This window comes from Aeromonas sp. S2(2024) (genome assembly GCF_041402505.1).
GTDB classification, from domain to species: domain Bacteria; phylum Pseudomonadota; class Gammaproteobacteria; order Enterobacterales; family Aeromonadaceae; genus Aeromonas; species Aeromonas media.
In genome coordinates, this window is sequence record NZ_JBGLRL010000002.1 from 33,288 (window position 1) to 47,966 (window position 14,679).

General features: G+C 62.1%; 15 protein-coding genes. 6 read left to right on the top strand and 9 right to left on the bottom strand.

Features of this window, described 5'->3' with window-relative positions; genetic code table 11:
* Positions 1–288: 288 nt before the first annotated feature.
* Positions 289–1,065: a tRNA-uridine aminocarboxypropyltransferase gene (locus ACB039_RS02585; RefSeq protein ID WP_043129762.1), complete on the bottom strand. Its 777-nt coding sequence runs from the start codon at positions 1,063–1,065 to the stop codon at positions 289–291.
* Between the two features lie 182 nt (positions 1,066–1,247).
* On the opposite strand from ACB039_RS02585, the gene ACB039_RS02590 reads away from it, so the two are divergent.
* Positions 1,248–1,676: a VOC family protein gene (locus ACB039_RS02590; RefSeq protein WP_043129760.1), complete on the top strand. Its 429-nt coding sequence runs from the start codon at positions 1,248–1,250 to the stop codon at positions 1,674–1,676.
* A gap of 74 nt (positions 1,677–1,750) precedes the next feature.
* Here ACB039_RS02590 and ACB039_RS02595 read toward each other — a convergent pair whose 3' ends face one another.
* A complete protein-coding gene (locus ACB039_RS02595; protein ID WP_043129759.1) occupies positions 1,751–2,737 on the bottom strand; it encodes a D-alanine--D-alanine ligase in 987 nt (328 codons plus the stop codon).
* A gap of 212 nt (positions 2,738–2,949) precedes the next feature.
* Positions 2,950–3,558 (bottom strand): 2OG-Fe(II) oxygenase, encoded by a 609-nt coding sequence (locus ACB039_RS02600; RefSeq protein ID WP_042648122.1) that lies wholly within the window; start codon positions 3,556–3,558, stop codon positions 2,950–2,952.
* 201 nt (positions 3,559–3,759) lie between these two features.
* On the opposite strand from ACB039_RS02600, the gene ACB039_RS02605 reads away from it, so the two are divergent.
* Both ACB039_RS02605 and ACB039_RS02610 read left to right on the top strand, forming a co-directional pair.
* Entirely contained in the window at positions 3,760–4,236 is a 477-nt protein-coding gene (locus tag ACB039_RS02605) for a glutathione peroxidase (RefSeq protein ID WP_371165064.1), read from the top strand.
* A gap of 276 nt (positions 4,237–4,512) precedes the next feature.
* Positions 4,513–5,907 (top strand): DEAD/DEAH box helicase, encoded by a 1,395-nt coding sequence (locus ACB039_RS02610; RefSeq protein ID WP_371165065.1) that lies wholly within the window; start codon positions 4,513–4,515, stop codon positions 5,905–5,907.
* A gap of 68 nt (positions 5,908–5,975) precedes the next feature.
* Here ACB039_RS02610 and ACB039_RS02615 read toward each other — a convergent pair whose 3' ends face one another.
* The 4 genes from ACB039_RS02615 to ACB039_RS02630 form a co-directional block, all read right to left on the bottom strand.
* Positions 5,976–6,416 carry an acetyltransferase gene (locus tag ACB039_RS02615; RefSeq protein ID WP_371165066.1) on the bottom strand — a complete coding sequence of 147 codons (441 nt, stop codon included), beginning with the start codon at positions 6,414–6,416 and terminating at the stop codon, positions 5,976–5,978.
* 49 nt (positions 6,417–6,465) lie between these two features.
* Positions 6,466–6,927 carry a GNAT family N-acetyltransferase gene (locus ACB039_RS02620; protein ID WP_371165067.1) on the bottom strand — a complete coding sequence of 154 codons (462 nt, stop codon included), beginning with the start codon at positions 6,925–6,927 and terminating at the stop codon, positions 6,466–6,468.
* Between the two features lie 38 nt (positions 6,928–6,965).
* Positions 6,966–7,298, bottom strand: coding sequence for a YnfA family protein (locus ACB039_RS02625; RefSeq protein WP_371165068.1), 333 nt, complete (start codon positions 7,296–7,298; stop codon positions 6,966–6,968).
* Between the two features lie 134 nt (positions 7,299–7,432).
* Positions 7,433–8,278: a DUF5718 family protein gene (locus tag ACB039_RS02630; protein ID WP_371165069.1), complete on the bottom strand. Its 846-nt coding sequence runs from the start codon at positions 8,276–8,278 to the stop codon at positions 7,433–7,435.
* A gap of 270 nt (positions 8,279–8,548) precedes the next feature.
* On the opposite strand from ACB039_RS02630, the gene ACB039_RS02635 reads away from it, so the two are divergent.
* The 3 genes from ACB039_RS02635 (at position 8,549) to ACB039_RS02645 (ending at position 10,118) form a co-directional block, all read left to right on the top strand.
* Complete coding sequence (locus tag ACB039_RS02635) at positions 8,549–9,121, top strand: class IV adenylate cyclase (protein WP_371165070.1); 573 nt, start codon at positions 8,549–8,551, stop codon at positions 9,119–9,121.
* Positions 9,118–9,510: an NUDIX domain-containing protein gene (locus tag ACB039_RS02640; protein WP_263686329.1), complete on the top strand. Its 393-nt coding sequence runs from the start codon at positions 9,118–9,120 to the stop codon at positions 9,508–9,510. Before ACB039_RS02635 ends, ACB039_RS02640 begins: the two co-directional genes overlap by 4 nt.
* 101 nt (positions 9,511–9,611) lie before the next feature.
* The gene (locus ACB039_RS02645) at positions 9,612–10,118 is read left to right on the top strand and encodes a GNAT family N-acetyltransferase (RefSeq protein WP_042648525.1); all 507 of its coding nucleotides are present in this window, start codon (positions 9,612–9,614) and stop codon (positions 10,116–10,118) included.
* Positions 10,119–10,863: 745 nt separating this feature from the next.
* Here ACB039_RS02645 and ACB039_RS02650 read toward each other — a convergent pair.
* The gene (locus tag ACB039_RS02650) at positions 10,864–11,904 is read right to left on the bottom strand and encodes a diguanylate cyclase (protein WP_371165071.1); all 1,041 of its coding nucleotides are present in this window, start codon (positions 11,902–11,904) and stop codon (positions 10,864–10,866) included.
* Positions 11,905–12,411: 507 nt separating this feature from the next.
* Positions 12,412–14,448, bottom strand: coding sequence for a glycoside hydrolase family 3 protein (locus ACB039_RS02655; RefSeq protein ID WP_371165072.1), 2,037 nt, complete (start codon positions 14,446–14,448; stop codon positions 12,412–12,414).
* Between the last annotated feature and the right edge of the window lie 231 nt (positions 14,449–14,679).

The window sequence follows — 14,679 nt, forward strand, 5'->3', positions numbered from 1 at the left end:
AACCTCGTCTGATGCGGCCACCTGCGGCAATCCCGGGTGTCCTGTTTGAGCACAATGCAGGTCGCTATCCTAACGGGGGCGGGCTCATGAGGCTAACGAAACAATGGCAGCCAATTGATTCCTGATTTTCATCAGTCTGCCCCGGTGGCTCAGGCAGCGTCCGATCCCTGCAGGAGAGGGTCAGCCAGTTCAGCGCCCTCCCCCTTGATCGCCTCAAGAGCCTGCAACAGCGAGCTTTCGCCGGGAGCCCGGCTGACCCGACCGCCATATAGCGGCTGCTGAACAGGGTTAAACCAGCGCTGCCTCGCCCCGCTCAGCGTCAGACTCGGCAACCTCCCCCTTGATCGTCTCCAGGGCCTGCAACAGCGAGGTCTCGTCCTCGCCCGGGGCCCGGCTGACCCGGCCCGCCATATAGCGGCTGCTGAACAGATTGAACCAATGCTGCAACGCCTGCCCTGCCTGCAGCTCGCCGGCCACCTCCAGCACGCAGGCCGCCACCTCGGCGGTGCAGAGGTGCTCATCGCAGTGAGCGACCCGCATGCCATAGGTGGAGAGCGCATCCGGCCGCACCGACAGCACGGGGAAACCATCCAGATAGGGGCTCATGTTGAACATCTTGCGCGCCTCGGGCCAGGTGCCGTCCAGCAGGATGAAGAGCGGCTTCTTGCCGGGGGCCAGGACCACCTGCTCGGTCACCCGGGCCGGGTTCTTCTCGCAGGCGGGGAACACCACATAGGGCTGCCAGGCGGGATCCGCCAGCAGGGCCAGCAACTCGGGATGGGGCTGGGTGCGCTTCCAGAGAAAGGCCCAGGTGGTCTGGGGCAAGACATCGGCGATGAGACGGCCGGTGTTGGACGGCTTCATGGGCTCGCTGTCATACATCAACAGGCAGAAGCCCGCCTCGGCCTTGAGCTCGGGGCGCCACTCGCAGGCACACCAGGCATGGCGCAGCTGGCAGGCCTCGCAGCGGGGCACGCTGCCGCCACGGGCGAGAAAGGGACGGGTTGAGATGCTCTTGCGCCAGATGCGCAGGCGATTGACGGCATGATCGGGAATGGGCTTCATGGGGCGCGGCTCGGCGACAGGGTCTGCGGGAAAAAGGGGGCAGATTGTAGCGAGCGGGTCTGCCGGGAGCAAGGTGCGCGGCATCTGCCCAGCCAGGCGCACAGGCCCGACGCACCGCTCTATACTTGGTCCTCATCCCATCATCCCACGCACGGGAAGGCCGATGGGACAAGGAGGACAAGATGGCAGAACCAGACATGGCCAGGGAGCACGCCCTGGCCGAAGGATCCACCTTTACCTGGCACGAGCTCTATGTGCCGGATGGCGAGGCCGGGATCCGCTTCTACACCGAGGTGCTCGGATGGGAGAGTCAGCTCATGGAGATGGAGGGAGGCAACTACCCCATGCTGGTGGTCAATGGCCGACCGGTGGCCGGAGTACAGTCCACCCGGGACAACCCCCAGATGGCTGGCGTGCCGCCCCACTGGGCGACCTACATAGCGGTGGATGACGTCGATGCCAGGCTGGCCAAAGTGACCCGGCATGGCGGCAGCCTGGTGGTGCCCGCCATGGACATCCCCACCGTCGGGCGCATGGCACTCATCGCCGATCCGCAAGGGGCGCACATCTGGCTGTTCACTCCCTTCCCCGGGGATTGCCAGCAACCCTGAGGGTCATGCAACGCCGCAGAAACGACAGAGGGGCCCTTGGGCCCCTCGCTTGTTGACATGCCTTGTCGGCACCCTCAGACGGGGCGCAGATTCTGCTCGAGGAAGGCCGCGAAGCTGTGGCCGTGATGCTCCAAAAGTTTCGGGAACATGGAGATGGAGGTCATGCCCGGGAAGGTGTTGATCTCGTTGAGCAGTATCTCGCCATCCTCGGTCAGGAAGAAGTCGATTCGTGACAGATGGGTCAACTTCAGCTGGCGGAAAGCCTTGAGGGAGTAGGCATGGATGGCGTCAGACTGAGCCTGGGTCAGGCCTTCGGCCTTGAGCGCGGTCTCGGTGTGGCTGGCGCTGCTGTACTTCTCCTCATAGGTGTAGAACTTGTCCTGAGGCACGCAGATCTCCCCGGGATAGGTGGCCACCAGCTCGTCACCGTACTGGTAGACAGCCACTTCCAGCTCGCGGGGCTTGACCGCCTTCTCGATCAGCACCTGCTCGGAGTAACCGAAGGCGTCCTTGATCCCCTGCACCAGCTCGGCCTCGTTGCAGGCGGAGTAGCAGCCCACGGATGACCCTTGCGAGGCCGCCTTGATAAACACCTTGCCCCACTTGGCCAGCGCGGCTCTCGCCTCGGCGAGCGCCGCGTCGCCCTGCTCGGTCAAAAACAGATAAGGGGTGTTGGGGATGCCGATGGCGGAGAGCCACAGCTTGGTGCTGATCTTGTTGAAGCAGATCTTGCTCGCCTCGGCATCACACCCCAGATAGGGCAGGCCCGCCAGCTCGAGGAAGGATTGCAGATCGCCGGTCTCACCCGGATAGCCGTGGATGCAGGGCACCACGTAGTCCACCGGACGGGCCACGCTGTCAAAGGAGAGCAGCTTGTCCAGCCCCAGCTTGCACTCGCGGCCGTCGGCACTGAGCCAGCGGTCGGCGAACATCTCGACCCGGGTCACTTCGACCCCAGGCAAAAGACCGAGCTGTTGTTCGAGGAAATTGGCACTGCGCAGAGAGACTTCGTGCTCGGCGCCACCGCCGCCGCACAGCAGCAAGACATGCATGTTCTTCATTAGATGTGATCCCTTGGGAGAAGCGGCTTCGTCATGGCCGGGGAAAATCCGGCCGCGCGACCTGCGCACGAAACAACGGGCGAAGCCAGATACGAACATAAGTGCGGCCAGTGTAGCAAGGGAGAGGAAGCCTTGTCAGCCGATGGGGACGCCATCCCCCCATACTGGCCCGTAAAAAGCGGCGCCTGTGTCAAAAACGGGACGAAACGGACTCAGCGAGGGGGATCGACCCGACCGGCGCCATTGCCATTGACCCGAAACCAGCCGGCGATGCTGTAGCGCTCCTCGCTCGCGGGCAGCACCTCGTGGGGAAACTCCTCCGACAGGAAGAGCACCAAGCGCCCCCCCTTGGGGGAGACATCCATCAGAAACTGCTCGTCGTTGTCATAGACCCGCAGCACGCCCCCCGCCTGGGGTTGCCAGCCGTTGTTCAAGTAGAACACCGAGGTGAGACGGCGGTTGGATCGCCCGGCAAAGGCGTCGCGGTGGGTCGCATAGAAGTCGCCGCGGCGATAGCGGGCGAAGTGGGCCTCGTAGTCGAACAGCCCCAGCATCAGGTTGCGATTGGCCGCCAGACGCAGGGACTCCATGCGGGCCAGATAGTCGGCCACGGGGGCGCCCTGATCGGGATCCAGCCAGTGGATCTGATCCCGGCGGATCTCAGGGTTGCCCTGATGCAGCCCCTCCCGCCCTATCCCCGCAGGTTGCCACTCATCGGGCAGGCAGGCCCGCAAGGCATCCACCTCGGCGGCGGTTAAGAAATCATCCACAATCACCCATCCCCGGGTGTAAATGGCATCCATGACGGCTTGATAGTCCAAGATTGACTCGCAGCGAGTGGAGAGAGTGCGCTTTGTAGCGACTTCCCCCCCTTGGCACAAACCGGATTGCTTCTCTTGAGAAGTCCCGCAATCAATAGGATCAGTCGTGGTTTCCCCTTGCCCCGCCGCTCCGGGCCCGTTAACGTGCAAGCAGCGCCCGACACGGGCCTTCCCCTTGCATCCACGGCCCAGGAGAACCCCATGCCCTTGCCCCCAATTCCCCTGCAACGACTCGATGGCAGCGAGTTCCCGAGAGACGCCTTGCAAGGGAAGGTCCTGCTGGTGGTCAACGTGGCCAGCCGCTGCGGCTTCACCCCCCAATACACGGGGCTGGAGGCCCTTCACCGCCAGTTTGGCCCTGCGGGACTGGTGATCCTGGGCTTTCCCTGCGATCAGTTCGGCCACCAGGAGCCCGGCGATGCCGAGGAGATAGCCCGCTTCTGCTCGCTGGATTACCCGGTGAGCTTCCCCCTGATGGCCAAGTGCGAGGTCAACGGCGAGCAGGCCCACCCCTTCTATCGCTGGCTCAAGCAGCAAAAACCCGGGCTGCTCGGGAGCGAGGCCATCAAGTGGAACTTCACCAAGTTCCTGCTCGATCGGGAGGGCCGGGTGGTGGACCGCTTCGCCCCCCAGACCAAACCCGAGGATCTGGCGGGGGCCATCCAGGGGCTGCTGTGAGCCAGGCACCCCGGGCGAAGAACGGCCATGGCCCTCTCCCATCGGACTCGGCGTGCCCCCTTTGTGCTCCGGGTCCTCATTCGTGACGCCGTTACTGCGTGTCCTCGTCACTTCTGCTATATTACGCGCCCATTATCTTTTTCGTGTCGTAGCGCCCGCGGGACGGGCCTGAAGGGATCAGGCCGTGTCCTGACCCGCTACCCACCTTCTTCCATGTCGTGACGGGCCAAGGCTGCCGTCACCCGTTGAGCCCAAGGCTCGGAGTTTCTCTCGAACATGTCATTCAATGAACTGGGTCTGTCACCGCACATCCTGCGGGCCGTCAAGGAGCTGGGTTACGAACAACCCACACCCATCCAGCAGCAAGCCATCCCGGCCATTCTGGCCGGTCAGGACGTGCTGGGCGGTGCCCAGACAGGGACAGGCAAGACGGCCGGTTTCACCCTGCCCATGTTGCACCGTCTGCTGGCCAACCACGGCCGTGGCGGTCGCCGTCAGGTTCGCGCCCTGGTGCTGACCCCGACCCGGGAGCTCGCCGCCCAGGTGGGCGAGAGCATCATCAAGTACGCCCATCATCTGCCGTTCCGTACCCTTATTGCCTACGGCGGCGTCAGCATCAAGCCGAACCTGGACGCCATCAAGCTCGGGGTCGACATCCTGGTCGCCACCCCGGGCCGCCTGCTGGATCTGCTGACCCAGGGGGCACTCACCCTGAGCGCCCTGGAAGTGCTGGTGCTGGATGAAGCGGATCGCATGCTCGACATGGGTTTCATCACCGACATTCGCCGCATCATGAATGCGCTGCCGGAAGAGCGTCAGACGCTGCTGTTCTCCGCCACCTTCTCAAACGACATCAAGGCGCTGGCGGACGATCTGCTCAATGACCCCACCCTGATCGAGGTGGATCCCAGCAACACCGCCGCCGATCAGGTGACCCAGCGCGTCATCCAGGTCGACCGGGAACGCCGTCGCGAGATGCTCTCCCACATGATCGGCCGTGGCAACTGGCAGCGAGTGCTGGTGTTCGTGCGAACCAAGCAGATCGCCGACCGCCTCGCCCAGCAGATGCAAAAGGATGGCCTCAATACGGTCGCCATTCACGGCGACAAGAGCCAGGGTGCCCGCAACCGGGCGCTGGCCGATTTCCGCGAGGGCAAGGTGCGGGTGCTGGTCGCCACCGACATCGCCGCACGCGGCCTGGACATCGATCAGCTGCCCCATGTGATCAACTTCGAGCTGCCCCAGATGGCGGAGGATTACATCCACCGCATCGGCCGCACCGGCCGCGCCGGCCGTGGTGGCGAAGCCATCTCCCTGGTGAGCCAGGACGAGCTGGGCCAGCTCAAGGATATCGAAGCCCTGATCGGCCAATCCCTGACAGTGGAGATCATGGAAGGGTACGAGCCGAGCGGCAAACCGAGCCGCCAGACCCTGCCAGGCAGCAAGCCGGTGCAAAACCCGCCCCGTGCCCGCGGCCATGCCAACGCCAAGAGCAACAATGCCAAGGGCAAGCCTGACGTGGCCAAAGGCAAGGCCAAAGGGGACGGCCCCAAGAAGCCGGCCCCGGCTCGCAAGCGCGAGGTCGTGGGGGAAGACATCGGCTTCACCCCCATGCGCCGCCTGCCCAAGGCCCAACGCGACGACTATCAGGACAACTCCAGCGAGGAGTGAGGCAACCTCCTGCCGACCTGACACAAAAAACCGCCCACTTCGGGCGGTTTTTTTATGCTCTGGCGCCCTTATTCGGCGGCCAGGGCCATGTGCAGCAGGGGATAGGGCTTGCCCTGACCATCCAGGGGGGAGCGCCCCGTCACCCCGAAACCCAGGTGCTGATAGAAGCCGAGGGCCTGGGCATTCTGCTCGTTGACATCCACCCTTCTCGCCCCTTGCCCATTGATGGCGTAAGCCACCAGCAGGCGGCCGACCCCGCTCCCTCTCGCCTCGGGGGCGATGAAGAGCATCTCGATATTGCCATCGTGCACGCCGCAAAAACCGGCTATCTCCTCCTTCTCTCCCTTGGCACAGACCAGATCCACTGCCGCAAAATAGTGCTCCAGGATCAGGGGTTTGAGGGCGATGATATCCGCCTCTTGCAGGAAGTGATGGGTGGCGCGCACCGAGGCCTCCCAAAGAGCGATCAGGGCCTGGTAATCCGCGGCTTGCGCTTGCTCAATCTTCATGATGTTGTGACTCAATCTCTGGTAAAAGTTGGCAATGCGGGGCCCAGCGTCAGGGGGTTGCCCTGGCTTCGGCCTGCTTGATGACAAAGCCCTTCTCGATGCCGGCCTTGAAGCCCAGCTTTTCGTACAGGCGATGGGCCTCTTCGCGCCCCTCCCCCGACAGCAGCATCACCTTGTAGCAATCCAGCTCCCAGGCCAGGGTCAGGGCCTGTGCCAATACCCGCTGGCTCAACCCCTGACGCCGAAACGCAGAAGCCGTCACCACGTGCTCTATGATGGCGAAGGGCCTGCCGCCGTTGGTCAGGGTCGGGATCACCCCGAGCTGGCAGGTGGCGGCCAGTTGACCCTCCACCTCGGCCACCAGGATCCGCACCCCGGGCTCGGCCAGCAGCTGCCTGAGCGCCGCCCTCGCCACCGATGGCGTCAGCACGGGATCCCGGGGCCTGAGCTCGGCGTAAAGGCCGAGCAAACCCGCCAGATCCTGCTCCTTGCACTCTCTGATCACCGCCATGACAACCCTCCTGATCTTCTGTGTTCCCCAGCGCCGCCCTATGCGGATCTGGGGGCAAACATGATGATGGCCATGCCCGTCAGGGCGACCCCGGAGCCGACCCAGTCCCACACAGTGGGTCTGATGCCATCCACCGCCCAGAGCCAGAGGATGGCCACAAAGATATAGACGCCACCATAGGCGGCATAGACACGGCCGGCGGCGGTCGGATGCAGGGAGAGCAGCCAGGCAAACAGGGCAAGACTCAGACCCGCGGGCAGCAGCAACCAGGGGCTCCGCCCCTGGGTCAGCCACAGATAGGGCAGATAGCAGCCGACGATCTCGGCCACCGCGGTGATCAGAAACAGTCCGATCGTTTTGAACTCCAGCATCATGGGTCTCTAGCAGGGGTGCGACAGAGGCTGAATGTTAAAACAACTCATGACGGTATGTCAGCCCGGCGCCGCAGCTGGCGAAGAGGAAGAGGTGGCAAACCTTCCCCCACGGGCGCGGGGGAAGGAAGAGATCAGCGAACCCTGACCGCCTGCAACAGGGCAGAGACATCCGGGCCAAAGGTGCGGCAGCGAATGGCTTCGCGAATATCCGCCTCGCCGTAACGGCTGGCCGGGTAGACCACCACGCAGGAAGTGTCACCAGGCGCGAGGAAGTGGGTCTCGCCGAAGGGGGTGTAGCGGGTGGCCCCTATGCTGATGAGCGCATGGGCCGGTTGCCCCGCCTGGGCCAGCAGCCCCTGGATATGCTCGGCCGGGCCCTCATCCTGCTGATGGTTGAACTTGTCGATGGCCCAGTCGAGCAGCTGCCGATGGAAGTAGCTGTAATCCACCGCCGCACTGTCAACCCCATAGGGATGCAGCTCGCCATTCCGTCCCAGGTAGCAGGCGATGCGATAGTCGTCTAGCTCGCACCCGGCGCCGAAGTGGGACAGCGGCAGCAGGCTCGCGGCCAGTCCCTTGCTCTCCTCCCCCCAGTTCTTCTTCTCGCTGATCTTTTTGGCGTTGGGGCGACGGATGGAGCAGTCGTTGTAGGCGCCAAACGCCTTGGGATGGATGGCCACCACCTGCTCCCCTGCGTACTCCAGCTCGCACCAGAGCGCCACCTCGGGTTCGATTTGCACCTTCTCGTCACCGCTCACCGCCGCCTCTGGCAGGAAGATGGCTTCACCGCTCAATGGGAAGACGCCGAGCTGGCCCGGATGATCCGGCACATAGAAGGGGAACAGCGCCTTGGGGGCAACCTTGTCCGCGACCTTGACGGCGACGAAATCTGCCGCCTCCCCTGCCTGCTCCAGATGGCCGGCGAAGTTGCCCGCCACCCCCAATCCGATAAAGCGGTTCAATCTGGTGATCTGCATCTGTGGCTCCATTGGCGCGGCCCGGGCCGCCGCCTCGTTGTCGATGTTCAGGGCGGCAGCACTACCGCCAAAGAGGGAGCTTATTAGAGCACAGCCCCCAGGCGGCGCCCAGTTGCCCGGCCGCAAGCTGTGCACCAGGGCGGATTTTCCCTCACCAGATGGTCATAAAGAGAGCAGTCGGCGCCAGGCTGTGATCCCGGTGCTTGGGCGAGCCCCGCGCTTTTGCTAGTCTGCCCTATTCATTTTCCGTTTGGGTGCCGGTGCCGAGCCATGACCACACATTTTCAGGGTCGCTTCGAGGTGGAGTTCAAATACCGCCTGGCGGATAGCGCGGCCTTCCTCCGTGCCCTCGAGTCCCTCGGCCCCGAGGTGATAGTGGCGGACAATCATGAGCAGGACTGCTACTTCGACACGGCGGACCGCGCCCTGGCGAGGGAGCAGAAAAGCCTGGTGATCCGCACCATGGCCCCCTCCGGCATCCGGCTCTGGATCGTCAAGGGACCGGGGCCCGATCGCTGCGAGGCGGTCAATATCACGGACTCGGACAAGGCCATCAGCATGGTGTGCACCCTGGGCTACCAGCCGGTGCTGACCATCGACAAGCGGCGCAGCATCTACTTCCTTGGCCCCTTCCACGTCACTGTGGATCACCTTGCCGGGATCGGCGATTTTGCCGAGCCCGCCATCATGACCGACGAGGAGACCGCGCTGCCCGTCTACCGGGAGCAACTGCTGGCGCTGGCCACCCGGCTGGGGCTCGGCCCCGAGATGCGGGAGACCCGCTCCTATCGTACCCTGTGCGAGCAGTCAGCCCACCTTCTACAAGAGGAATCAGCCCCATGATCGACAAACTCGCCTGGCTCACCTTCAAGGAGGGGCAACTGCTCTGTGCCCGCTCCCACGGCAAGGCCCTCTACTACATCCCCGGCGGCAAGCGTGAGCCGGGCGAGAGCGACCAGGCGGCCCTGGTGCGCGAGATAGCGGAGGAGCTGGCGGTCAGCCTCAAACCCGAGACCCTGCGCCTCGCCTGCGAGTTCAGCGCCCAGGCCGACGGCAAGCCGCAAGGGGTGAATGTCAATCTGCGTTGCTACACCGGCGAGGCTGACGGCAGCCCCACCGCCTCGGCGGAGATCGCCGAGCTACGCTGGCTGGACAGCCGCCATCTGGATGACATCTCGCCGGTCTCCCGCCTGCTGTTTCAATGGCTGGCAGAGCAGGGCTTGATCCGTTAGGGAGATGACTCGTGGACAGCCTTTTAGCTCCGGCTGACAGAGCAAGATTGAACCGTTAATCCCGAATTGATTGGCAATGGAATACAAGAAGAGGAGTTTCAATGGAGATCCTTGAGGTCGATAGCACCAGAGGCATCAAGCCTGCGCTGATCACCCTGCTGCAAGATTGCGTGGCCAGTGGCGCCTCGGTGGGCTTCTTGCCTCCCCTGCAGGAAGAGCGGGGATTGGAGTACTGGCAAGGTATCGAAGGGGAGCTGGCCGACGGAGTGCGCAAGCTCTGGGTGGCCTTCGATCAGCACCATCTGGTAGGCGCCCTGCAGCTCTCCCTGTGTACCAAGGCCAACGGGGGCCACAGGGCCGAGGTGGAAAAGTTGATGGTACACAGCCAGGCACGCGGCAAGGGGGTGGGCCGCGCCCTCATGAATGCCATGGAGCAAGGAGCCCGCGAGGCCGGGCGCACCCTGCTGGTACTGGATACCCGGGTCGGTGACATCGCCTCCACCCTCTACCGCCAGCTGGGCTACCAAGAGGCAGGCCAGATCCCGAACTTCGCCAAGAGCGCCGACGGCACCCTGGCAGCGACCCAGTTCTTCTACAAGCAGCTCTGACGGGCACGAGCCTTCGGCCCAACGAAACCAGCCCCGGGCCGGTCTCTTGAGCACGACGCGTCGTGGACAAGAGACAAGGCCCACTCTTAGCCTTCAAGGATGGTTTGTAACTTGAACCATCCTTCCCATCACCTTTCGATGGAGGCCTCCCGCTCGTTTCCTGTCTTTCCTGCCGCCCAGGATGGCCAGCATCCTGCAGACCCAATGCATGGCCGGTGTCGCCGCCGGTAATGCTGTTTTCTCCACCTTCAATCACAGCCACTGCCCGCCGTTCGGGCTCAGCCCCTTTTCACCACGCTGCGCGCTCCTGATAACGCACAGTTGTCGCAACCACACCGTGATAAACGCCATGATGACGCACATGTGCTCAATATCGCTCCGGCGCGGCACTCTCGACACATCGACCCGGGTGCCTGCACTTTTCCAGAGCTGGTGACAGCCTTCGACCAGCCAGCGCACCACCCGCAGTCGCGGATGATATCCCTTAATGCATCGGAGAATAGCTGAAATCACCCTTTGCTTTCCCAAGCGGAGATGGTCGATGGCCTCGCTTGCCTGTCAATAGACAGGCCGGCACCATAGGGACAGGGGGACTCTCGGCGTCCTTCGCCACGTCCGGATGCTGGTTTTGCACCATCAAACCAGCGGAGGGATGATACGGGTACAGGGGAGAAACCGGCTATTCTCGCTCATGCGAGCCCGATATCAGGATGTCCCGACCATAACCAGAACGGTGCAGAGGAGGCTATCCATCGTTGAATTCAACCCGGTTACGGCCATTCCTTTTCGCAGCATACAACGCATCATCTGCCCGTTTGAGTATTGAGCTTAATTCTGTATCCTGACGCAGCAGCGATGAAAAACCTATACTGGCGGTTAATTTTATTGGCGCCCCATCATAATAAATGACCTGTGCCTCAATAACTGCCCGGATATTATCAAATAAGTCTGCATGATTGTCAGGAGGGTGACCCGTAATAATCATTGCAAATTCTTCACCACCAATACGGGCAAAGATATCCTCGGCTCTCATGTTTTTCTTGACAACATTAGCGACTTCTTTCAAGGCGTAATCACCGGCATCATGGCCATATTTGTCATTGAGGCTCTTGAAATGATCCAGATCCAGTATACCGATGGCCAGAGGTATATTGGTCGATTTGGATATCATCAGCCTGCGTTCACCCTCACTCATGAAGGCCCTTCGGTTTGCCGTTTCTGTCAGGTAATCTGTCGATGCCTGCAATTCCATCTCGGTAAATTGAAGATGCAACTTTATATTAAGCGCAAGCCAGTTCGCCAAACATTGCAATATTATCGCATGTTCAGAGGTGTAGTAGGCTTTCTCCCGATGCGCTACATTTAGCGTCCCTATGCACCCTAGCCCCTGTATCATTGGCGCATCCATGCAACACCCCATGCCATACCGGGACAATATATTACAATCCAGATCACTGGATTGGCTCAGGTCATCGCATATGGTCAACATGCTGGTTGAAAATACTCGTCCTACCATAGTGCCCTTTATCGGCACCAGAGATTCCATTGGTATGGCATTGCTTCCCATCACGGAATAAAGTTTCAAAGAGGTATCATTTTCCTTGATTGTTATGCTGGCCCGCTCCGCAGAAAAAAGATAGAAAATCCAATTAGCCATGACATTCAATACATCCTGAAGTGACGCAGCCTGGGTAAGATCCTGGATAAAAGAAACGGGGATATTGATATTCTTGTCGGGGCCGATTTCAGATAAGAAATTGGGGTCGAATGTTCGTTCATTATACATGTACACCTCACACTGCTTTTTATTACTATTTGGATTTGCAGCTTTCAGGAGTCCGGATAGCAGTCACTGACATCTCCATATGCTCCTGCTCAAGAGTATAACAACTAACAGTGATCTGAAATGTTTGTTATATGCCTGCCATTTTTGAGCAAATAGCACCCCATTAACTACATCATTGACATTAATGGCAAGGATCAGTTGAGAACGTATCTCATCTTTAGCTAGGGTATTCAGTGAACTGATTGCCGACATGTTCCCGTCGATGGCCATTGATACCAAACAGAAGTCCGCGCATATCGGCGACAACCCGCTCTCCCGCAGCCCCCACCATCGCGCGGATCAAAACCTCGGGATCCTCCAACCGGAAAAAGGACCCATGCCCCTCCCCTCGTGGGGTACTCAAGGATGCGGCGCCTGTCCCGGGCAGGGCAATCAGCTATGCCCCATGGATGATCCCCATGGAAAAGGCGCCCGGAGGCGCCTTGATGATGGATGTCGGGCTCGCCCTCAATAGGCCAGACCGGCACCATAGGGGTAGAGCGGGTTCGCGGAGTCCTTCGCCACGTCCGGGTGCTGGTTTTGCACCGCCTGCCAGCTGGAGGGCAGCTCGAAGGGCAGCTTGCCGCTGGCCTTGACCTTGCCGATGATGACGTCGAACAGCGCCTGATCCAGGGCCCCGAAGTTGGCGAGCAGCACCTGGGCTGCCGGTGCCACCTCGGTCAGGATGGCGGGCCTGTCCAGATAGACGGAGAGCACCATGGGCACCCCGGCCTGCGCGATGTTCTGGATGGCGGCGTACTCGTCCGCCCCGCGGTAGACCCCCTCGTGGGCCGTCTCCTGCACCACCTGATCGGCGCTGGCAAAATCAAGCTGACCGAAGTGGATGCTGCCAAACGGGAAACGGGGATCCTGCTCACCCGGGGCATTGACCCGCACTATGGCGAGATCGGCCTGGGCCAGCTCAGTCACTACGGTGTAACCGTTAGCCGCGGCCACCTCGGCATTGACGTTATGCAGGTAGACCCGCTTGCCGTCCGCCTTGAGCGGCAGCAGGGATCCCTCGTTCTTCAGCAACACGTGGGACGCCGCCTGGGCGGCCTGGGCCTCCTGCTGGAACTCGGCCTTGCCCACCAGGGCCACCGCGGCCTGGGTATCCACATAGGGGTTCTCGAACAGTCCCAGGGCGAACTTCTGTTCCAGGATCCGCTCGGCCGAGGTGGTGATGGCCGCCTCGGTCACCAGGCCGCTCTGCACCGCCGCCAGCAAGGGAGCGGGATCTTCCACGCCGCCGAACTGATCCACCCCGGCGTCGATGGCCTTGGCGTAGCGTTCGGCCTTGGTGAGCTTCTCCACCCCCCAGGACATGCCAAAGGGCACTGTCCAGGGGCTGACGCCCGCCGTCACCTCATCCTGGGTCAGCCCCTGCTCGCAGCGGCTGTCGCAGTCGTTGACGATGCCCCAGTCGCTCAGCACCACGCCGTCGAACTTGAAGTGGCCCCGCAGCAAGTCGGTGAGGATCTGGCGGTTGAAGCCAAAGCCCACCTCCTCGATGGTCTGCCCTTCGTAGGTCAGCCCCTCGGGCAGGGCGTAATAGGGCATCACTGCCCCCACCCTGGCCTCGAAGGCCCCCTCGAAGGGCACCAGGTGATAGGCAAACTGGCCGCCCGGGTAGACCTGCTCCTTGCCCCAGGGGTTGTGGGCATCCAGGCCGTTTTTCTGAGGACCTGCCCCGGCGAAGTGCTTGACCACGGTGACCACGCTCTCCGGGCCTATGCCGTCGCTCCCCTGCTGGAAGCCCTCGATGTAGGCCTTGACCAGGGATTTGGCGAGCAGGTTGTCCTCGCCGAAGGTGCCGTTGATGCGGCCCCAGCGCGGCTCGGTCGCGAGATCCGCCTGGGGAGAGAGGGCCTCGTGAATGCCGACGGCCCTGTACTCCTGACGGGCGATGTCGCCAAATCGCTGCACCAGGGCGGCATCGCCGATGGCGGCGAGCCCCAAGGTCTCGGGCCACTGGGAGAAGGCCCCGGCGCCTATGCTGGTGGCGTTGGGATCATGGGTGAAGTGGTTGCGGGGATCCGTGCTCACCGTCATGGGGATGCCGAGCCCCACCCCTTCCAGCAGGGCCTGCAGCCGGTTGTTGTCGTCGGCGATGGCCGCCGGATCCCCCGCCATGCGAGTGATGTAGGTATTGACGCCATCCTCGCGCAACATCTTGTCCATGGCGGTGAGGTTGACCCGCCCGTCTGCGTCCAGCACCAGGGTGCCGTGCATCATCAGGCCCGCCTTCTGGGCCAGGGAGAGCCTGCCCACCAGATCCCGGGCCCGCTCGGCGGCGCCGAGGCGCCAATCTTCATAAGGTGTCAGGGTGCCGCTGCCATCGAGATCCTTGAATTGCAGACCATCCTGCTCGATCAGGCTGACGGTGCGGTGGCCCAGGGTGGGCTGCGCCGGCTTGGGGGTGGAGTCGTTGTCATTGCACCCTGCCAGCAGCAGGGCCCCTATGCTGAGGGCGACGCGGGTTCGGGAGAGCGAGTGGTGTTTCATTATTGTTATCGTCCTTGTGTGTGTCGGAATGGCCACTGTATGCAAAATCGGCCCGCCTCACTTGCCCTGCGGGTGCAGGGAATTGCCGGTTGGGAGCAAGTTCGAAAAGTGTGAAAAGGGTTGCAGGGTTACCCTTGGTTACATTTCTGAAACATGAAGCCGAACCTGGCTCACGGCAATTCATGGCCGTTGGCGGATGATGGTGGGCCACCGCCGACAAGGATTTTCGCC